Genomic DNA, 20573 nt, shown 5'->3' with positions numbered 1-20573 from the left:
AACTTTATGAAAAGCCAAATAAAATTATTAGCCGCAATTGCTTTTACAGGATTAACAATTACTAGTATGAAAGCACAAAATTCAGATGGAGCACAATTTGGAATTAAAGGGGGAGTTAATTTTTCTAACATCTACGATACAGAAGTAGATGATAATAATGTGTTGACAAGTTTTAATGCCGGTGTTTACGCATCTTTTCCTGTTGGAGATATTCTTTCTATTCAACCGGAAATTTTATACAGCCGAAAAGGAGGTGAATTAAATTATGACAATGCAATTACCACGGGAACGGCTCAGTTTAAACTCAATTATATTGAGGTTCCAGTATTGTTTAAAGTTAACATAACTGACAACCTGAATGTTCATGCAGGTCCCTATTTTGCCTATTTAATCGATGCCCAAGTTAGTAATGATGCTAACGGTGATGCAATAGACTTTGAAGATTCGTATGATAATGACGATTTCAACAAATTCGATGTTGGTATTTCAGCAGGTGTAGGGTTTGATTTTAATTCGTTCGGAATTGGAGCCCGTTATAACTACGGATTATCAACAATTGGCAAGGAAAGAGATTTTGCAGGCACTACTTACACTATCCCTGATGGAAAAAACAGCAGTGTAAGCTTATATTTATCTTATAAATTGAATTAAAAAAACTAATCGTTAAAAGGTAGAAATCATGTCAAATTTGTTGTACTTAATAGCAGTTGTATTGGTGATTGCATGGGCACTGGGCTTTTTCGTGTACAATGCAGGATCTATTATTCATCTTTTATTAGCAATCGCCATAATCGCTTTTTTACTACGGGTAATAGACGGAAGAGGAAGAATTTCAAAATAATTAAAAACAAGAAACTATGAGAACTGACAAAACAATAATCGGGATTTTAGGAGGAATTGCAGCAGGTGCAGTATTGGGAATATTATTTGCTCCTGATAAAGGTGCCAATACAAGAGATAAAATCGCTAAGAAAAGCTGCTCAGTAACTGATGATTTAAAAGCAAAGCTAGACAATATTACCAGCTCAATATCTAAAAAATACAATTCATTAAAAAGCAAAGGCGAAGCTTTTGCCGAAAATGCAAAAGATAAAAATCAAAGTCTGGAATACTAAGATTGCTGCATATAATGGGAAGCTTTTTTAAATCTAAAACAGCAAGAAAATTAATAACTAAAATTTGTAAAAAATGAGAAATTTAAAAATAACATTTGCCTTGGCAGCAGCCGTAATAGCTTTTTCATCCTGTAAAGACGAAAAACAAGAAAAAGCACAAAAATCATTAGAAGCTTATAGTGATTATATTGATTCTATCAGTGACGTTCAACAAGATAAAGCAATCGAAAACTGGGCAGCTATAGAAAGCGATTATGCCAGACTAAAATCAGAAGCCGAAACTTCATTGGCAAACGCAACTGATAAAACAAAATTACAAGACAGTCTGAATACCGCGACACTAAGATATGAAGAATACAAAACCAATATTGTATCGGCAAAAGAAAAAGCAGAAGAAACCGATTCAAAAACAATAATATATAAAACTTTATTTGGACCCGACTATGTAAGTGATGATTTAAAATTCAATTGGGTCAATAAAGATAACATTTTGAGTGTATATGATAACTTCGTTACTACCGTTCAAAAAAATAAAGATTCTTATTCACGTGAAGACTGGGACGAAATCAAAATTGTCTATGAAGCATTAGATTCCAGAAAAAATACTGTTGAAAAAGAAGGCTTAAGCAGCCACGACAATAATAAGATTGCTGGGCTAAAACTTAAATTTGCCCCTATGTATACCCTAAATAGAATGGGTGCTAAATCTGAGGAAAACGCAGAAGCAAAAAAATAATGCAGGCTGCGCTAAGTCTAAAGATTTAAGCAAAAGTCAAATCTTTTGGCAATAAAAAAAAGAGGCCAAACGGCCTCTTTTTTGATTTTATAAAAACAGAATTATAGTTTTCCTTCGTAGATAGTACCAACATGGATTACCTCGGTTCTGCGGTTTTGCGCTCTGCCTTCAGCGGTTTTATTGCTGGCAACTGGTTTAGTCGCACCATATCCAATATAAGTCAGATTATCAGGATTAACACCTTTTGCTATTAATGCATCCATAACAGCTTTGGCTCTAGCTTCTGAAAGTTTTTGATTAGACACAGCATTTCCTACGTTATCTGTATGACCTTCAATAGAGAATTTTGCATTTGGATAATTTTTGATAATTTCTTTAATAGCATCTAATCTTCCATCGGTCTCTCCTTTATCTGCATTTTGCAAAACAGCTTTACCTGTTACAAAGAATACTGCTCTTGCCTGAACCTTAAGCTCTTTTAGTGCCTCTTGAGTTACTTCAGGGCATCCTTTATTGCCAGCAGGACCAGGAACAGTTGGACAAGAATCTTCTTTATCCAGAACTCCATCTTTATCGGCATCTAGTTCAGGACATCCAGCATTAGCTGCTAAGCCTTTTTCGTTAGGACATTTATCATCTTTATCAAGAATCGAATCCCCATCAGTATCTGCCCATGGACAACCTTTGTTTTCTACTGGCCCGGCAGCAGCTGGACAAGCATCTACATTATCCATTACGGTATCGTTATCAGAATCCCCCCAAGGGCATCCTTTATTTTCTGCTGGACCTGCAGCTTTTGGACAAGCATCATCTTTATCAAAAACTGTATCCCCATCGCCATCAGGCCAAGGACAGCCTTTATTCTCAGCCGGACCTGCCTCCTTTGGACATTTGTCATCTTTATCTAAAATCTCATCTTCGTCTGAGTCTTTAAATTTCTTTTGATATACTGGAATTTTTAATCCAAAATAAACATCGGCTCCTTTTGACTCTTTTGAAAATATATTTGTAATCACAGAACTTGAACCAACAAACAGCGGTCCAAAACGCAATCCTGACCCTACTTGCATCCCAGTATATTCCATATAATTTATTGGCAATGAAAAAGTAAACCATCTGGTCTCATAACGAGGCGTAAGCATCCATGTGTTTTGAGTATATGTCTGATTCAAAGTCTGTTTATCTACTAAACTTAAATTTCCAGTCATGTTAAGATAAAATTTCTTGTACATGTTCCAATCAGCATCGACATGCAGCATGGTTGGGAGATTAGATTTTGAATCTTTATATGTAGTAACAGGAGTGCCATAATGATCTTCTAAAAAATCACCAAAATTATCAAAATCAGAATCCTCAATATCCTGTGCAGAAACTACACCAGCGACATTATATACATCTTGTCTCAGATTTTTATAATTGATATAGCCTATATCAGTTACAGACACGCCAAAACGCAATTTGTATTTATTTAAATCTCTAAAATTATTATCACTTGCTTTAGCTTTACTCAAATCATAAGATTCATAATCGGGTCTCCATTCGTATACTAAACCGAAATCAGCGCCTAAACCATTTGAATCAGGATTAAATTTCACATCCTCATCTCCTACGATAAAATCAGGATTACTCCCTATAGTTACCGATCCTGTAGTTACCAATTGACTTGTTGCAAGATTCCCGGTCTGAAAAAAAGCAGCCGATAAATTTTCTCCATCAACATAGGAATTAACTCCTCCTACCAAATACTTGGCAGTCAATCCTCCTTTTAAGAAATGCTGTTTATTCTGCCACAAAACAGCTGCGTACGAAACTCCAATTTCGCCCCATGTTTGCCCAACAACTTGCGGATTCCCAACAGAAATAGGAGCAAAAGACTCAGCTCCATCAAAACCATCAGAAAAGCGGGTAATCAATTCTCCATTTATATTATCCAGATTTACTACTGCTCTTGCTCTCGTATAAACTGCAACAGTGTGCTTTGGAGCGATATTGAACATAAACGATGGCCCCATAATATCCGAATAGACAATCCCTCCATTGTTCTTCGTAGGAGTTTTAACACCATCCTTATCAAAATCATATGAACTGCTTGTCAAATCAAATAGACTCGCTCCGTAGTAATCATTGTTTAATGAACTGCTGGTCGAGAATATATTAATATCAGTCTTGAAACGCGAATCCGCTATAAAGGCAGGGTTAAAAAGCACGCCTTGAATTCCAGCGTAATTATCTGGAATATAACCCATATAAGATTGAGCGTTAGCCTTTACAATTGAGAACAGAACAATCAAAAAAAGTAATGATTTTTTCATAAATTGATTTTAGATTAATATTTAAACGGCAAGTATATTGCTTTATTAATTTTGCTGCAAATAATGTTAATTAAAAGCCACGGTTTTTTAATAATTTATATATTCAGAAACATATTTGTCTTATTTTAATAATGCTTCTATGTTTGCTATAAACATTCAAAACTACAAATTAAAGCCCAAAAAAAAATACCTACAAATGGGTATTCTTTTTAATTTTCTGCAATTCAGATGCAATTAGGTATAAATTGCAATTTAACTGCTGGTAATCAGTATATAATTAAATGAACTAAGATTCTGTATGGAATCTCAGTCCATTTTTAATGTTTTTTTCGGCTAAATTAAAAAACTTCGCTAGCTTCTTTTAGTTTCTCCATATTGTTAACCAATTGCAATTCGTCAACAATTTTCTGAATATCACCATTCATGATGTTGCCTAAATCATACAACGTCAAGCCTACGCGGTGATCAGTCACACGGCCCTGCGCATAATTATAGGTTCTGATTTTTGCCGAACGGTCACCCGAACTCACCTGAGACGTACGTTTTGAAGCGTCTTCGGCTTGTTTTTTGGCTAATTCCATCTCGTATAAACGGGAACGCAAAACTATCAAAGCTTTGTCTTTATTTTTATGCTGTGATTTCTGATCCTGGCATTGAGCCACCAATCCTGTTGGAATGTGAGTTAAACGAACTGCTGATTTCGTAGTATTTACCGATTGTCCTCCAGGTCCAGATGAACAGAAAAAATCTACACGAACATCATTCATATCTATCTGTACATCAAACTCTTCAGCCTCTGGAAGCACCATAACTGTTGCTGCCGATGTATGCACACGGCCTTGAGTTTCCGTTTGTGGAACACGCTGTACACGATGAACACCTGCTTCAAACTTCAAAGTTCCATACACATCTTCACCAGTAACCTCAAAAATAATTTCCTTGAAACCTCCCGAAGTCCCTTCGTTCATATCTACAACTGATGTTCTCCAGCCTTGACTTTCGCAATATTTAGTGTACATTCTGAACAAATCACCAGCAAAGATACTCGCTTCATCACCACCTGTTCCTGCACGAATCTCCACCATTACGTTTTTCGCATCTTCAGGATCTTTTGGAATCAGCATGAACTTAATTTCCTCTTCAAGCTGTGGCAAACGCTCTTTTGCTTCATCGAGCTGCATTTTGGCCATTTCTACCATATCGGCATCACTTCCATCAGCAATAATCTCATTGGCTTCGTCAATATTGGCCAAAACCAGAATATATTCTTCACGCTTCTCAACCAAAGCTTTGATACTTTTGTACTCTTGGTTCAGCAGCACATATCGTTTTTGATCAGCAATAACATCCGGCTGGATAATCAAATCCGAAATCTCGTCAAAACGCTGTTTTACATATTGAAGTCTATCTAACATTTTATAATCCCTTTTTATTTGGACGGCAAAATTACAAAAAATAGTTGATAGTTAAAAGCAGCGGAAAACTGGTTTTAATTTGGACGTAATTGAATATAAAAAATAGGTGATTAGATCAATAAAAAGTGAATTTTGAAAATTTCGTTTCTAATTCTATAACGCCATTAAATTGATCTATAACTATTTTTAAATAAACTTAAAATGATATAATTATGAGCACAAATAAACAACCATCTGGAAACAATCAGCACAAAGGAGCTGACAAAAGAAGCAACATGAGGAAACACCAATACAAAGAGCACGATGAAGTGTTAACTAATGATAAAAATTATGATCCTGATACTCATAAATTTAAAGGCAAAAATCCTGACTTCGAGGACAAACTCGATAATCAGCAAAAAAAATAATTTCACCTCAAAAAGTCTCCACACCAATGGAGATTTTTTTTATCTCCATTTTTACAAAATATACTAACTGTGATTCATGTAACTTAAAAAATGAATTATGTAAAATTTTAACTAATTAATTGCTGAAATTTATAAATCAAAGCCTCAATTCAGCAATACTCTAAAACAAAGAATATCAATACAGTAAACAGGGCTTTGCGTAAATTCTCCTCAGATCATAAAAATATAACCCAATGTCAAAAAAAACGTTTCAGAATCAAATTCTTATAGTTGGTGACATTCTCCATGAAGTAAGTCAAATAAAACAGCTTCTTCATGAAAGAATCTTTTCTCCGGCTATAACTATCATTGATCTGCTTAAAGCAGAAAGTGAAGTTTCATTTTCTAAATTTGACATAATAATTTTGTGTATTGAAACATTAGATAGAAAAACCAAAACATTTATTTGTTCCTCAAATAATCCAAAAAATATCCCTGTAATTATTATAACTGATAATGAATCAATTGCCGATTATCAAAATAATAAAAGAGTTCAGACCAAAAATATAATAATAGATTGCCTGCCAAAAGATGGATTGAATTCGTTATTATTATTCAAAAGCATTTCTTATTGTATTGAATTAAGCAAACAATATAATAAACACAAAACATTGCAGCAGCGATACCGTGATCTTTTTTATATGAACCCTTTGCCGATGTGGGTTTATGATTTAGAATCGTTGCGATTTTATGAAATTAATGATGCTGCAATAAACAAATATGGCTTTAGCCGAAAAGAATATATGCAGATGACACTGAGAGATATCCGCCCTCCTGAAGATGTGATTGAACTAAAAAAAGCAATCAAGTTTCTTAGAAAAAATAAAGAAATATTTTCAAATCGAATCTATCGTCATCAAAAAAAAGACGGATCCATAATCTATGTTGAACTGGTGAGCAACATAATCTATGTTGATAAAGCAAAATATGGACTGGTAATGGCCAATGACATAACCGAAAGCCTCAATTACATGGAAGCTATAGAAAACCAGAATTCCAGGTTACAGGAAATTGCTTTTAATTACTCCCATATTATCAGAGCGCCTCTTGCCAATATAATGGGGGTTTCCAATCTTTTGAAAGAAACAGATATAAATTCTCCGGAATATTCTGAGCTGTTGGAACATCTTTTTACTTCCTGTATCCAGCTGGATGAAAAAATCGCCGAAGTGGTTCAAAAAAGTGCTACTTATCCCTTAACATCTCAACGAAAAATTCAGACTTAAACAATCAATCATCATAAAACAAATAAAATCAATATATTAACCAAAAACATCATTACAGAACATTCCCATAAGAACATTCATAACAAAGAATTAATTCATTAAGAAATGGTAGAAAGTAAAAAATTTCAATACCAATTTCAAAATCCCTAATTTCGCCTTCAAATTAAGAAGAGAAAAATGAAGGTCTGTATTGCCGAGAAACCAAGTGTCGCACGTGAAATTGCATCCGTTTTGGGTGCCAATACCAAGCACGACGGCTATTTCGAAGGCAACGGTTATGCCGTGACTTACACTTTTGGTCATTTATGCACCTTAAAAGAACCGCATGATTACAAACCCAATTGGAAAAGCTGGGACCTGAACAACCTTCCGATGCTTCCCGAAAAATTCGAAACCAAAGTGGTGCAGAATTCGGGAATTCAAAAACAGTTCAAAATCATAAAAAGTCTGTTCGACAAAGCCGAAGTGGTCATCAACTGCGGGGATGCCGGACAGGAAGGTGAACTCATTCAGCGCTGGGTGATGAACGAAGCACAATACAAAGGCGAAATTCAGCGTCTTTGGATTTCATCACTAACCACCGAAGCCATCAAAGAAGGTTTTGAAAACCTGAAACCATCCGCCAATTACGACAACCTATATTACGCTGGATTCTCCAGAGCCATTGGCGACTGGTTATTGGGAATGAATGCCACTCGTTTGTACACCGTAAAACACGGCGGGTACAAACAAGTTTTATCTATCGGTCGGGTGCAAACGCCTACACTGGCAATGGTTGTGGATCGTTTTAAGGAAATCGAAAATTTTAAACCACAGCCCTACTGGGAACTTCAGACATTATACAGAGAAACACTTTTCAGTTATGAAGAAGGGCGTTTTCTAAAAAAGGAAGACGGTGAAATCCTGGCCGAAAAAGTCAAGGAAAGTGATTTCGAAATTGTTTCTGTTGAAAAAAAGAACGGTAACGAATATGCCCCGAAGCTTTTTGACCTAACGGGTTTACAGGTGTACTGCAATCAGAAATTTGGTTTTTCGGCAGAAGAAACACTCAAGATTGCGCAGACTTTATATGAACAAAAAGTAATCACGTATCCAAGAGTTGACACGACTTTTCTGCCGAATGACATTTACCCAAAAGTACCAGGAATTCTAAAAAATCTGACGAATTACAGTCAATTGACCCAGCCTATTTTAGAAAAAAAAATAAAAAAATCTCCGAAGGTTTTCAACGACAAAAAAGTAACAGACCACCACGCAATTATTCCAACAGGTGTGCAAAACAATCTGCCGTATAATCAGCAGCAGGTTTATGATATTATTGTGAAGCGCTTTATCGCTGTGTTTTATGACGATTGCTTGGTTGCTAATACAACAGTAATCGGAAAAGCTGCCAATGTTACTTTTAAAGCCACCGGAAAAGAAATCTTGAAAAAAGGGTTTAGAGTTGTCTTTGAAGACCCGAATGCCAAAGAAAAAGAAGCTGATATACTGCCAAGTTTTACTGTGGGTGAAAAAGGTCCGCATCAGCCATCCTTTTTACAGAAAGAAACCAAACCACCCAATCAGTTTACCGAAGCTACTTTGCTTCGTGCGATGGAAACTGCCGGTAAACAAGTGGATGATGAAGATTTACGCGAACTGATGAAAGAAAACGGAATAGGGCGTCCGTCAACTAGGGCGAACATTATCGAAACACTTTTCAAACGCCAATATATTGTCCGCAACAAAAAACAGGTATTGCCTACCCCAACCGGAATTCAGCTGATTGAAACTATTCAGAATGAATTAATAAAATCGGCAGAACTTACCGGTTCTTGGGAAAAACAGTTGAAAGACATTGAAAAAGGCGAATTTACCGCTGGTGCATTTATCAAAAACATGAAAAACATGGTCGAAGCTCTGATCTATGAAGTGCGGAGCGAGACGAGACGCGCCAATATTTCACACGCTGCAGCGATTCAGAAACCAATGGTAAAAACAGAAAAAAAGCAGACAGATGGAATTTTGGCGGAAGCCTGTCCAAAATGCCAGAAAGGAAATATCCTAAAAGGAAAATCAGCCTACGGGTGCAGTGAATACAAATCGGGCTGTGATTTTGTGCTACCATATGTTTTTGAAGGTAAAAAAATCACCGAAAGCCAATATCTGCGACTGCTTCAAAAAGGATCAACCGTAAATATAAAAGGCTTCAAATTGGATTCAGAAACCGTTGAAGGCTTAATCCGTTTTGAAGAAAATTATAAACTTAAATTAGAACCAAAGAAAACGGAACCAAAAGCGAAACCAGCATCCAATTTAGATTCATTGACCTGCCCAAAATGTAAAAAAGGAACTATTCTGAAAGGAAAAACCGCTTATGGCTGTGGTGAATACAAATCCGGCTGCGATTTTAAAGTAACTTTTGACGAAGTCAGAGCAAAACTTGGAGATCAAAAACCGACAAAAGAATTAGTTTATTCTATTTTGAATGAGAATTTTTAAGAATTTCTTGCTTCTTTTTTTCTAAATCAATGTCTCGCAAAGACGCTGAGACGCAAAGCCAAGTATTTTCTTTGCGCCTTTGCGTCTTTGCGAGAAATAGTCATTAACATTCCAAACTAAAAAGAGACACTATTTTATTTTTTCATAATTTAGCATTACAAAACAAAACACTCCTATTATGTTTCAAAAAGCAACTCTTTCACTCCTTTTATTGGTTATTATTTCCTGCAAAGACAAAACAGCAACCGAAAAAGACCAAATAAAATCGGCCAACTGGTTATTGGGTAATTGGGCAAGTAAAATCGATGACGGTATTCTTCTGGAAAACTGGAAACAAATCAATGACAGTACTTTTCAAGGGGAATCATTTTTCATCAAAGGAAAAGACACCTTGCATTTTGAATCTATAACACTGCAGCAAAAAGGAGAAGAATTATTTTATAACGCCACTGTAAAGGGACAGAACGAAAACAAAGCGGTTCCTTTTAGACTAACTTCCAAAACTGAAAAACAGCTGGTTTTTGAAAATCCAAAACACGATTATCCTCAAAAAATCACTTATACGCAAATAAGCAAAGACAGCCTTGTCGCATCTATTTCGGGAGTACAGCTCGGGAAAGCAAGCGCAGAAAAATTCGGAATGAAAAAGGCTGAACCTCAAAAATAACAGTCTTTAATTTACAAAAAAAGAGCCTTGCTTAAAAAGAGCAAGGTTTTTTTTATACACTAAAACTAGCCAAATCACTGAGTTATATTTTTTATTTATATTTAATCTAAATAAATATTGTTAAACAAAGTTTAATTTTTACATTTGCGATATTATTTTAAATTAATCTAAATAAAATGAAGAAAGCAATTTTACTCTCTACCGCTGTGTTGTTTTCATTAGCCGGTTATTCCCAGCAAACTGCTAAAGACAGTATAAGTAACTTAAATGAAGTGCATGTCACCAACAAATACAAATACAAAAGAGAAAAAAGCACTACTGTTTCCAAAATGCCTCTAAAAGATATTGAAAACCCACAGGTGTACAATACTGTTACGAGTGAATTATTAAAAGAACAAGTGGTTACAAACCTTAATGACGCTCTTAAAAATGCAACAGGTATTACCCGTCTTTGGGAATCTACAGGACGTGGCACAGATGGAGCAGAATATTTCAGTATGAGAGGTTTTGCGGTACAGCCGACAATGACTAACGGCTTGCCAGCAGTAACAAATGCAACAGTAGATCCTATCAATGTTGATAATATTGAAGTAATGAAAGGGCCGTCTGGAACTTTATACGGAAGCAGCTTAATCTCTTATGGCGGGCTGATTAATATTGTAACTAAAAAACCATACGATTTTTTTGGAGGTGAAATAAATTACACTTCAGGAACTTATGGCCTCGATAGAGTTACTGCTGATGTAAACGTACCAATAAATAAAGAAATTTCTGTGCGTTTTAATGGAGCTTTTCAAAATGAGAATTCATTCCAGGATGCAGGATTCAGTAAATCTTTTTTCTTTGCTCCATCTTTGAGTTATAAAGTAAGTGACAGATTATCATTCTTAGTAAACACTGAATTTTCAAGTAGAAATTCAGCAAATGCTCCGATGGTTTTCTTAAACAGATATGTTCCGCTGTCATTCCATTCTATGGATTTGTTCGAACAAAATTATAAAAAATCATATACTTCAAATGATTTAACGATTAGCAACCCTTCATTTAATATGCAGACTCAGATGTTTTATAAAATATCTGACCAATGGACTTCTCAAACAGCTTTATCCAGAAGTACTACTAAATCTGAAGGTTACGGTTCTTATCTTTGGGATGGTGGAGATGGCGATCATTTTGGCAGATTCGTTAATGAAGCAAACAGCCAAACCAATACTACCGACATTCAGCAAAACTTTATTGGTGATTTCAAAATTGGTTCTCTAAGAAATCGACTAGTAGTTGGACTGGATTATTTTGGTTCAAAAATCCAAAGTGGCGGTTCTGGCTGGTTAGCCAATGGAGTGGTATCACTTAAAGACCAAACGGACACCGGAGATTTAACTCAAGGCGGTATTGATGAAATACTAAAAGGATCTTTTCAAGGAAATTCAACAGCCGAAACACAAGTTTTAAGTGCTTATGCTTCAGATGTTCTTAATATAACAGATCGTCTTTCAGCAATGGTAAGTTTAAGAATTGATAATTTTAAATCTACTACTGGAGACGAATCAAATGACCAAACAGCATTATCTCCTAAATTTGGAATAGTGTATCAGGTAATTGAAGATAAGGTTTCATTATTTGGAAACTATATGAATGGTTTTACTAATGTATTGCCAAAACAGATTACAATTGGCAGTGAAACAAGTGTGAGATCATTTGATCCTGAACATGCCAATCAATTTGAATTTGGATTAAAAACGAATTTATACAAAGACATCATTTCGGCAACAATAAGCTATTATGATATTGATGTGAAAGACAAAGTAATAACAGACCCTGTCACCTTTACTAACTTTATACAAGGCGGAGCAGTATATAGCAGAGGTTTTGAAGTTAGTCTTACTGCAAACCCAACCAAAGGTTTAAACTTAATTGCAGGTTTTAGCAATAACAAAAGTGAGATGACAAATGAAGTGTTTGAAAACTCAGGATACTTAGGCATGAGACCAGAAGAAGCAGGTCCGGAAACATTGATAAATTTTTGGGCAAATTATGCATTCCCTGAAGGCAGTTTAAAAGGTTTTGCTCTTGGGTTTGGAGGAAACTATGCTAGTGAATATGCAACTCTAAACAGATCTAATATTGGGACATTTGAATTGCCAAGCTACACCGTTTTAAATTCTGTTCTTTCATACAACACCAGTAAATTTGGTATCTCTTTAAAAGCTAATAATCTTTTAAATGAAAAATATTATTCAGGCTGGTCAACAGTAACACCTCAACGTTTAAGAAGTGTATATGCTGGTTTAACTTATAAATTCTAGTATTAGAAATTATCATTGATTTTTAATCAAACTCCTCATTTCGATGGGGAGTTTTTTAACGTTATTGCGAATGAAAAGTAAGTTCAAAAAAGCAATCGGAAAACTACATTTATGGCTCGGATTATCAACGGGTCTATTGGTATTTATCATTGCAATCACTGGCTGTCTGTATGTGTTTCAGGAAGAAATCACAAATTATCTTCGAAAAGATGCTATTTTTCATAAAGAACAAAATATAGTTTCAAAGAAAACACTTCCATTAAAAGTTCTGGAAGATAAAGTAAATGCATTTACCAAGGAAAAATATCCTGTGCATTGGGCAAATATCCCAATGGATAAAAGCAGAAGCTATATTTTTTATTACTACGAACACAATCCCGAAGCATGGAATTTCTTTGATGAATATGTAGTCTATAAATCTGTTTATATAAATCCTTTCACAGGTCAAATTCTGGGTGTTTACGATGAAACTGCCGATTTTTTTAGCATTATTAAATCGTTACATTACAGCTTTTTGCTAAAAAGCGAATGGGGAGCCTATGTTACAGGAATTCCAACATTGATATTCGTCTTTATGCTTATTTCTGGCATAATTCTTTGGTGGCCAAAAAATAAAAATGCCCGAAAACAGCGATTTTCTTTTCAATGGAGTAAAGTAAAAAACTGGAAAAGAAAGAATTATGATCTGCACAATATTTTAGGATTTTATGCTTCCGCATTAGCCTTTGTCATAGCATTTACGGGGTTGTTTTATTCCTTCTTTTTTATCCAAGCCATTCTGTATATAACATTTTCCGGCGGAAGTCTAGCGTATCCTGATTTCTCGCATATTAAAACCAAAGCTCCAATTTCAGAAAGAAATGACTACACTTTAGACAAAATCGGCAAAAAAGTAGAAGAGTTATATCCAGATGCTTTTGCTTATAGTTTAGATTTTGGCCACAAACATATTGATGACCACGAGCATCCGAATTATTCCGTTTTTGTCAAACAATTGCCTTATTCATATCACGTTAATCACAATCTGATATTCGATGAGAATTCAGGTGAACTGCTGCATGTTCATTCTCATAAAGATAAAAATTTAGGAGAGAAAGCAGTAGCTGCAAATTATGATATTCATGTGGGAGCCATTTTTGGAATTCCAGGGAAAATTATAGCATTTATTCTCAGTTTAATCTGCGCTTCACTTCCCATAACTGGATTTTTAATCTGGTGGGGACGAAAGAAAAAGAAGAAAGAAACAAATCTGTAATTGAATAGTAATTAATAATTCTGAAATAAATCTCAGCATCAAAAAACACAGTAGAGACTTGAACAATCCAGTTATTACAGACTGGATTTTTTTAGGGCTAATTTAATTATTTTTATTAATTCTAAATAAAAATAATATTGAATTTTGATTTACTAAACACAATTTATGTGGCGACTTTATGATAAATAACTTTTAATTCTATACATCATGTTTGATTATACCATATTAATATTAGAGAAAGTAAGTTTTGATACGCTGCTCTTTTCAAAAGAATTACAAAAGGCAATTCACACTTTGACACCTTCAGATATTCAGAAATTAGAAAAATGGTTTATCGATTATTCTCAGTTACATACAGAATTAGACCAATTCAAAACTTATTTTTTGAACTAAAATTTTTCACCTAAAAAAATAAATCAAATAAAATCTAAATAATAATGAACAAATTTAAACTTCGAATACAGCATTTAATTCTTACAGCCTGCTTATTTCTCTTTTCAGCAGTTAATCTTTTTGCCCAGCAGCAGCATGGAAAATTAAAAGGAAACATAACCACATCAGACGGACAGCCTGCCAGTGATGTAAACGTGGTTCTTAAAAACTCAAAATACTTTACAATTACCGGTGAAAATGGTAATTTCGAATTTAACCGAATAAAAGCTGATACCTACACGCTGCTAGTCTCATTAGCGGGTTACGAAACCATTGAAAAAGAAGTAACCATTACAGAACACGAAACAGCTGCACTTAATTTACAGCTGAAAGTTTCCAACAAAGAACTGCAGGAAGTTACTATCAACAGCAGAAAAAGCAGAGTTTCTAAAAAAACCGATTATGTGGCTAGAATGCCTCTGAAAAATCTGGAAAATCCACAGGTTTATAATATAATTCCCAAAGAACTTTTTCAAGAGCAGATAGCTGTTGATATTGCCGGCGCTATGCGAAATGCTCCTGGTGTAGTACCGCTTAATTACCCTTCTGGCGGATTTGCTCTTATTTTTAGAGGTTTTACTGTTGGTATCAATTCCCGAAATGGTATGGAAACATTATCAGGGCGCTCTTCTGTAGGCATTGCCAATGTTGAACGCATTGAAGTTCTAAAAGGCCCTTCTGGAACTTTATTCGGGTCTTCAGCCTCTTCTTTTGGAGGTGTTGTCAATCTGGTTACCAAAAAACCATTTGAAACAGCATCAACAGAAATTGCATACACTGGAGGAAGTTTTGGTCTAAACCAGCTTACTGCTGATATAAACACACCGCTTACAAAAGAAAAAAATGTACTATTCAGACTAAATGTCGGGGTTAATAAAGAAAAAAGCTTTTTGGATTATGGGTTTAATAACAGCCTGTCCTTCACTCCCAGCCTTACTTTTAAAGCAACAGAAAAACTTACTTTTAATGTAGATGCCGAATTATACAATGTAAAAAGCACTAAGCCGTTATATCCTAGCGCAACTACAACATCTGGCATAACTAATCCGAGCGATATAAAATTGGATTACAAAAAATCACTGGCACATGAAGATGCTGATGCCAAATCATCTGCTTCAAAAGCTTTTGTTCAGGCAGAATATCAGATAGCCGACCATTGGAAATCGACAACTTTATTTTCTTATGTAAGCGAAAACGTAGAATACAGTTATCAGGTTCTGCCAACATGGACTTCACCGACAGTTGTTACTGCACGTGCAACAGTTTTTGGACCAATATCAAGTAATTATACCAATATTCAGGAAAATATTAACGGCGAATTCGAAACCGGCATCTTTAAACATAAATTTTTAGCCGGTTTCAATTACAGATACTATAGCGATACTTTTTCGTCAACACCAACTTCGGCAGTTATCAGAACGATTGATGTAACTACGAATTTTGCTCCAATCAGAAAAAAAGAAATCGATGCTTTGTTAGGAACTCCGGTTATAAGAGCAGGGAGAAACGAATATACTGCGAGCGGCTATATATCGGATGTAATAAGCTATGCCGACAGAGTTTCGGTAATGCTGAGTCTTCGTTTAGATAATTTTGACCGAAAAGAAAGCGGTACTACACCAGCTTACAATCAAAATTCATTATCTCCAAAATTAGGAGTAGTTTATCAGGTTATTAAAAATCAGCTTTCAATATTCGGAAATTATATGAACGGTTTCCAAAACTTAGCACCAGTAAATCAGCCAAACGGTGAGCAGTTAATATTAGATCCTCTTTATGCAAATCAATACGAAGGAGGTGTAAAAGCCGAACTTTTCAATAGAAAATTAAGCACCACCGTTAGTTATTATAATATTACCAATGACAATGCTGTAATGAGATATGCCGATTTATCATACGAACAAGGCGGAAAGCAGGTAAGCAAAGGATATGAATTTGAACTGATCGCTAATCCCATTCCCGGTTTAGATATTACGGCTGGATATGGGTATAATGATAACCGCATCGTAAAATCCACTGCTTTTGAAGGCAATAAAGTAGCAGACGCTCCGGAAAATATTGTAAACTTTTGGGCTTCCTATAAATCACAAAGCATTTTAAAAGGTTTAGGCATTGGTTTTGGAGCCAATTATGTGGATGAAAGCTTCATGGCAACCAGCAATACTTTTTACATTCCGTCATATACGCTTCTTAACAGCACTATATTCTATGAGCAGCAGGGCTGGAGAATCGGAATTAAGCTGAATAACATGACGAATGAAAAATATTGGAGTACTTGGGGAGCACCGCAGGCACCTACAAACTTTTTAGCAAACTTAACATTCAAGTTTTAAACCGATTAAATTTTATAAAACACCTCAATCTATTAAGCTATGAGGTGTTTTTACTTTTAAAATAAGACTATCTGTGACTAATACCAAATCGATAAAATTGGCCACAGATTATAAAAATTAACACAGATTTCTAAAAAATGCATGCAAAATCTGTAAGAATCTGTGTAATCAGTGGCAAAAAAACATTAGTATGCTTTGCGGATAGTCATAAAATAAAAAGCTATTCATATAAACAATGAAAATTAAAAAAAACATAGGAAAAATACATTTATGGCTGGGTCTGGCTTCAGGTTTTATTGTAATTATTTTGGGAATCACAGGCTGTCTGTATGTTTTTGAAGAAGAATTACGGCCTCTTGTTCACAAACATTATCATGTAGATGAAGTAAAAAAAACACCACTTCCCTTCAGTAAACTGTTAGCAATAGCAGAAACCCAATCTGAAAATCCAATTTCCGGATGCAAAATCTTTAACAGCAAAGACCGCACAGCAGCATTTTGGAGTTTCAAAAAATTAGAGAACAACAGCATTTGGTATTGGGACGATTACGACAGACTGTACATTTACTTAGACCCATACACCGGTAATGTCAAAAAAACCGAAGACTATAATTTTGAGTTTTTTTTCGTGGTCAGAATGCTGCACCAGACTCTGTTCCTAAAGCATGATATTGGTGATATAATTGTAGGCACAGCTACTATCCTATTTATCATTTCACTTATAACAGGTTTTATTCTTTGGTGGCCAAAAAACAAAAGTGCTGCCAGACAGCGTTTTTGGTTTCGATGGAAAGATACTACCAAATGGAAACGGAAAAATTATGACCTGCATAATATATTGGGGTATTATATGATGATTTTTGCCTTGATAATTGCACTTACCGGTTTGGTCTGGGCGTTTGAATGGTATGATTCTGGTCTGCAATGGGCGCTTAACGGAGGCCAAACAATTGAGAAAAGTGAAAAATCAGTATCTGATACAACAAAAATCAATTCAAAAAATGGTTTTGATAAAATTTATAATATTACACTGCGCCAGCATCCAAAAGCACTAACCTACATTTTCATAATGCCAAAAGATTCAGCTTCCTCATTTAATACTTTCATCAAATATAAAAACAGCCTGAATGATATATCAGCCGAATATGATCAATACACTGGCAAGATCCTTAAAACATCCTCTTTTGATAATAAAAATACAGGAGAAAAATTTCGATCCATAAACTATGACTTACATGCAGGAGGCATATTAGGATTTCCAGGAAAAGTACTTGCCTTCTTTGCAAGTTTTGTAACAGCAGGACTGCCGGTTACTGGTTTTTTAATATGGCTGGGACGCAATAGGAAAAAGAGAAAAGAAACTGCTTAAACTGGTGTTTAAATTGTATAAAGCAATTAAGTCTTAAAACAGTACTTTCGCTGAAAGCTGAATAAATAAACCATTATAGATTTTCAGCTTGACAGACAAAAACCTTTACAATTGCCTCTGATTCACAGATTAAAATGATTTCAGAATCAGTAGCAAAAGAATCATAATTTCATCTGGATCTTGATTTTTTTATATCAATATTAAAATATAGAGCCATCATAAATTTAAAATCAAAATAAATTTTAGTACCAGTTTAAACCTTTCGTTATTTTTTGAATCAAAATATAATCACATTTTAAAAGTAAATAATAATTGTTATTGCAGTAATATTTTTTACATTTGCGTTATTTTTATTTATTCTAAATAGGTTTTAAAAGCCATCTATAACTACATTGCTAAATAAACATTCCTCAGCATTATGAACAAAAAACTTCTCATTTCATTTGCACTTGCAGCAACACTATTGGTTAATGCACAACAAAAAAATACACTTTTGGAACAGTCTTTCTGGAAAACAAATCCAGATGTAACCACTGTTAAAGCTGAAATAGCCAAAGGAAGCAATCCATCAGAATCTAATGACAGAGCATTTGACCCTGTAGTTTTAGCCATAAATAATGATGCACCAGATGCCGTTATAAAATTTTTATTAGAACAAGCTGGAAACCCCGTTACCAAAAGCACCCACGATAACAGACGATACCTGCACTGGGCAGCAAATAAAGGAAATATCGAAATCGTAAATTACCTTATCTCAAAAGGTGCCGACATTAATTATGAAGACAGTCTTGGCACAACTGCACTTGTCCTTGCAGCAAGCGGAGGACAAAAAAATACTGCTGTTTATGATGCTTTTTTCAAAGCGGGTATAGATCCAAAGAAAAAATACAAAGACGATGCTACTTTATTATTGATGGCAATACCTTATGACAAAGATCTTACGCTGACCAATTATTTTATAACAAAAGGATTATCATTAAAAGACACTGATAAAGATGGCAATACCGCTTTCAATTATGCAGCAAAAACTGGCGATTTGAACCTGTTGAAAGCATTAGTAGAAAAAGGCATAAAATACAACGATAATGCTCTTATAATTGCTGCGCAAGGAAATCGACGCGAGTCGAATCCTATTGAAGTCTATCAGTATTTGGTAGAAACATTGAAATTGAAACCAGCAGCCGTTTCTGCAGATGGTGAAAGCGTACTTCATTTCCTGGTTACGAAACCAAAACAGACCGAAATCATCAACTACTTTTTAGCCAAAGGTGTAGACATAAACAAAACTGACAAACAAGGAAATACTGTTTTGATGAAAGCAGCATCAGCCCGTGAAAATACAGAAGCCTTAGAATTAGTTCTTCCTAAAGTAAAAAATATCAATATTCAAAACACCAGGGGAGAATCTGCCTTGACATTTGCCATACAATATGGAACTCCAAAAGCAGTTGAAATTTTACTAAACAACGGAGCCGATGCAAAGATTGTTAATAAAGATGGAAACAATTTAGGAACTGCTTTGATCCAGTCATACCGTCCGCAAATGAATCGTGGCCCAGAAGCAGCAAATGCTTCTAAGCAAGATCCGTTTGCTTTAAAAATGAAATTACTGCAGGACAAAGGTTTAAATTTAGCATCAGCACAAAAAGATGGAAGCACCTTATATCATTTTGCATTGCTGAAAAATGATTTAAATTTGCTGAAAAAATTAGCCGATTTAAACATAGATGTCAATGCCAAAAATAAAGAAGGCTTAACTGCTCTGCATAAGGCAGCAATGATTGCAAAAGATGATGTCATATTAAAATATCTGATCTCGATCGGAGCAAAAAATGACATCAAAACCGAATTTGATGAAACTGCTTATGCTTTAGCCAAAGAAAATGAAACATTAACCAAAAACAACGTGTCTGTTGAATTTTTAAAATAATAAAATGAAGTCAATATTTAAAACAGTCCTTGCATTCTCACTATTTGTACTTATATCTTTTCAATCAAATGCACAGACAAGCAAATACAAATGCATGCTCCAAATGTCTAACTATACAGGTGAAGGTGCATATATAGCAGTATCTCTTATCAATGCCAAAGGCGAATACGAAAAAACCCTTTATGTAATGGGCGACGACAAAAAATGGTACAAAAGCTTGAAAGAATGGCATAAATTTTATTCTAAAAAACCAACCGATATCAGCGCTACAACTGGAGCTTCTGTAACAGGAGGCGATCGCAGCATTACCACTTTTGAAATTGAAGATTCTAAAATCAACAAAGGTTATAAATTGCGTTTTGAATCATCTGTTGAAGATCAAAAATATTACACAGCCGATTTGGAATTAGCTTTAACAACAGCCGCAATGGCCGATAAAACTGAAGGAAAAGGTTATATCCGCTACGTAAGACTGAATAAAATCTAAAATCAACAGCTTATTTATTAGATCTAACAGGTTTTAAAAACCTGTTAGATCTTCGTTCAGCAT

Annotated in this window: 17 protein-coding genes; 15 read left to right on the top strand and 2 right to left on the bottom strand. The window is 34.9% G+C overall.

Going from position 1 to position 20573, the window contains the following annotated elements:
- Positions 1-6 precede the first annotated feature (6 nt).
- From ABEG11_RS10845 to ABEG11_RS10830, 4 genes are all read left to right on the top strand, one after another.
- Complete coding sequence (locus ABEG11_RS10845; RefSeq protein ID WP_348824186.1) at positions 7-651, top strand: porin family protein; 645 nt, start codon at positions 7-9, stop codon at positions 649-651.
- A gap of 28 nt (positions 652-679) precedes the next feature.
- On the top strand, positions 680-841 hold the full coding sequence (locus ABEG11_RS10840; RefSeq protein WP_348824185.1) for a lmo0937 family membrane protein: 162 nt from the start codon (positions 680-682) through the stop codon (positions 839-841).
- 16 nt (positions 842-857) lie between these two features.
- Positions 858-1115 carry a YtxH domain-containing protein gene (locus ABEG11_RS10835; RefSeq protein WP_348824184.1) on the top strand — a complete coding sequence of 86 codons (258 nt, stop codon included), beginning with the start codon at positions 858-860 and terminating at the stop codon, positions 1113-1115.
- Between the two features lie 73 nt (positions 1116-1188).
- Complete coding sequence (locus tag ABEG11_RS10830) at positions 1189-1851, top strand: DUF6565 domain-containing protein (protein WP_348824183.1); 663 nt, start codon at positions 1189-1191, stop codon at positions 1849-1851.
- A gap of 101 nt (positions 1852-1952) precedes the next feature.
- Here ABEG11_RS10830 and ABEG11_RS10825 read toward each other — a convergent pair whose 3' ends face one another.
- Complete coding sequence (locus tag ABEG11_RS10825; RefSeq protein ID WP_348824182.1) at positions 1953-4163, bottom strand: DUF5723 family protein; 2211 nt, start codon at positions 4161-4163, stop codon at positions 1953-1955.
- A 338-nt stretch (positions 4164-4501) separates the two neighbouring features.
- Positions 4502-5578, bottom strand: coding sequence for a peptide chain release factor 1 (gene prfA / locus ABEG11_RS10820; protein ID WP_348824181.1), 1077 nt, complete (start codon positions 5576-5578; stop codon positions 4502-4504).
- Positions 5579-5790: 212 nt separating this feature from the next.
- On the opposite strand from prfA, the gene ABEG11_RS10815 reads away from it, so the two are divergent.
- From ABEG11_RS10815 to ABEG11_RS10765, 11 genes are all read left to right on the top strand, one after another.
- Positions 5791-5985 (top strand): hypothetical protein, encoded by a 195-nt coding sequence (locus tag ABEG11_RS10815; protein WP_348824180.1) that lies wholly within the window; start codon positions 5791-5793, stop codon positions 5983-5985.
- Positions 5986-6218: 233 nt separating this feature from the next.
- Positions 6219-7250 carry a PAS domain S-box protein gene (locus ABEG11_RS10810; RefSeq protein ID WP_348824179.1) on the top strand — a complete coding sequence of 344 codons (1032 nt, stop codon included), beginning with the start codon at positions 6219-6221 and terminating at the stop codon, positions 7248-7250.
- Between the two features lie 177 nt (positions 7251-7427).
- Positions 7428-9731 (top strand): type IA DNA topoisomerase, encoded by a 2304-nt coding sequence (locus tag ABEG11_RS10805; RefSeq protein ID WP_348824178.1) that lies wholly within the window; start codon positions 7428-7430, stop codon positions 9729-9731.
- Between the two features lie 178 nt (positions 9732-9909).
- Positions 9910-10398, top strand: a complete 489-nt coding sequence (locus tag ABEG11_RS10800; RefSeq protein WP_348824177.1) for a DUF6265 family protein — start codon at positions 9910-9912, stop codon at positions 10396-10398.
- 176 nt (positions 10399-10574) lie between these two features.
- On the top strand, positions 10575-12704 hold the full coding sequence (locus ABEG11_RS10795) for a TonB-dependent siderophore receptor (RefSeq protein ID WP_348824176.1): 2130 nt from the start codon (positions 10575-10577) through the stop codon (positions 12702-12704).
- A gap of 70 nt (positions 12705-12774) precedes the next feature.
- Positions 12775-13959 (top strand): PepSY-associated TM helix domain-containing protein, encoded by a 1185-nt coding sequence (locus ABEG11_RS10790; protein WP_348824175.1) that lies wholly within the window; start codon positions 12775-12777, stop codon positions 13957-13959.
- Between the two features lie 207 nt (positions 13960-14166).
- Positions 14167-14352: a hypothetical protein gene (locus ABEG11_RS10785; protein WP_348824174.1), complete on the top strand. Its 186-nt coding sequence runs from the start codon at positions 14167-14169 to the stop codon at positions 14350-14352.
- Between the two features lie 44 nt (positions 14353-14396).
- Complete coding sequence (locus tag ABEG11_RS10780; RefSeq protein WP_348824173.1) at positions 14397-16724, top strand: TonB-dependent siderophore receptor; 2328 nt, start codon at positions 14397-14399, stop codon at positions 16722-16724.
- A 235-nt stretch (positions 16725-16959) separates the two neighbouring features.
- Complete coding sequence (locus ABEG11_RS10775) at positions 16960-18093, top strand: PepSY-associated TM helix domain-containing protein (RefSeq protein ID WP_348824172.1); 1134 nt, start codon at positions 16960-16962, stop codon at positions 18091-18093.
- A gap of 418 nt (positions 18094-18511) precedes the next feature.
- Positions 18512-20023: an ankyrin repeat domain-containing protein gene (locus tag ABEG11_RS10770; RefSeq protein WP_348824171.1), complete on the top strand. Its 1512-nt coding sequence runs from the start codon at positions 18512-18514 to the stop codon at positions 20021-20023.
- 4 nt (positions 20024-20027) lie between these two features.
- Positions 20028-20510: a DUF2271 domain-containing protein gene (locus ABEG11_RS10765; RefSeq protein ID WP_348824170.1), complete on the top strand. Its 483-nt coding sequence runs from the start codon at positions 20028-20030 to the stop codon at positions 20508-20510.
- The last annotated feature ends 63 nt before the right edge of the window (positions 20511-20573 follow it).

The organism is Flavobacterium aestuarii (assembly GCF_040049115.1).
GTDB lineage: Bacteria > Bacteroidota > Bacteroidia > Flavobacteriales > Flavobacteriaceae > Flavobacterium > Flavobacterium aestuarii.
Note: the sequence above shows the minus strand (reverse complement) of the source record. Positions and strands in the feature narration are given on the sequence as shown.

What these genes read in the sequence shown, in the direction of transcription:
- ABEG11_RS10830 (WP_348824183.1), top strand. Translation starts at nt 1,189, where the DNA reads ATGAGAAATTTAAAAATAACATTTGCCTTGGCAGCAGCCGTAATAGCT.
- ABEG11_RS10810 (WP_348824179.1), top strand. Translation starts at nt 6,219, where the DNA reads ATGTCAAAAAAAACGTTTCAGAATCAAATTCTTATAGTTGGTGACATT.
- ABEG11_RS10785 (WP_348824174.1), top strand. Translation starts at nt 14,167, where the DNA reads ATGTTTGATTATACCATATTAATATTAGAGAAAGTAAGTTTTGATACG.
- ABEG11_RS10845 (WP_348824186.1), top strand. Translation starts at nt 7, where the DNA reads ATGAAAAGCCAAATAAAATTATTAGCCGCAATTGCTTTTACAGGATTA.
- ABEG11_RS10800 (WP_348824177.1), top strand. Translation starts at nt 9,910, where the DNA reads ATGTTTCAAAAAGCAACTCTTTCACTCCTTTTATTGGTTATTATTTCC.
- ABEG11_RS10840 (WP_348824185.1), top strand. Translation starts at nt 680, where the DNA reads ATGTCAAATTTGTTGTACTTAATAGCAGTTGTATTGGTGATTGCATGG.
- ABEG11_RS10835 (WP_348824184.1), top strand. Translation starts at nt 858, where the DNA reads ATGAGAACTGACAAAACAATAATCGGGATTTTAGGAGGAATTGCAGCA.
- ABEG11_RS10815 (WP_348824180.1), top strand. Translation starts at nt 5,791, where the DNA reads ATGAGCACAAATAAACAACCATCTGGAAACAATCAGCACAAAGGAGCT.
- ABEG11_RS10825 (WP_348824182.1), bottom strand. Translation starts at nt 4,163, where the DNA reads ATGAAAAAATCATTACTTTTTTTGATTGTTCTGTTCTCAATTGTAAAG.
- ABEG11_RS10805 (WP_348824178.1), top strand. Translation starts at nt 7,428, where the DNA reads ATGAAGGTCTGTATTGCCGAGAAACCAAGTGTCGCACGTGAAATTGCA.
- ABEG11_RS10775 (WP_348824172.1), top strand. Translation starts at nt 16,960, where the DNA reads ATGAAAATTAAAAAAAACATAGGAAAAATACATTTATGGCTGGGTCTG.
- ABEG11_RS10765 (WP_348824170.1), top strand. Translation starts at nt 20,028, where the DNA reads ATGAAGTCAATATTTAAAACAGTCCTTGCATTCTCACTATTTGTACTT.
- prfA (WP_348824181.1), bottom strand. Translation starts at nt 5,578, where the DNA reads ATGTTAGATAGACTTCAATATGTAAAACAGCGTTTTGACGAGATTTCG.
- ABEG11_RS10780 (WP_348824173.1), top strand. Translation starts at nt 14,397, where the DNA reads ATGAACAAATTTAAACTTCGAATACAGCATTTAATTCTTACAGCCTGC.
- ABEG11_RS10795 (WP_348824176.1), top strand. Translation starts at nt 10,575, where the DNA reads ATGAAGAAAGCAATTTTACTCTCTACCGCTGTGTTGTTTTCATTAGCC.
- ABEG11_RS10770 (WP_348824171.1), top strand. Translation starts at nt 18,512, where the DNA reads ATGAACAAAAAACTTCTCATTTCATTTGCACTTGCAGCAACACTATTG.
- ABEG11_RS10790 (WP_348824175.1), top strand. Translation starts at nt 12,775, where the DNA reads ATGAAAAGTAAGTTCAAAAAAGCAATCGGAAAACTACATTTATGGCTC.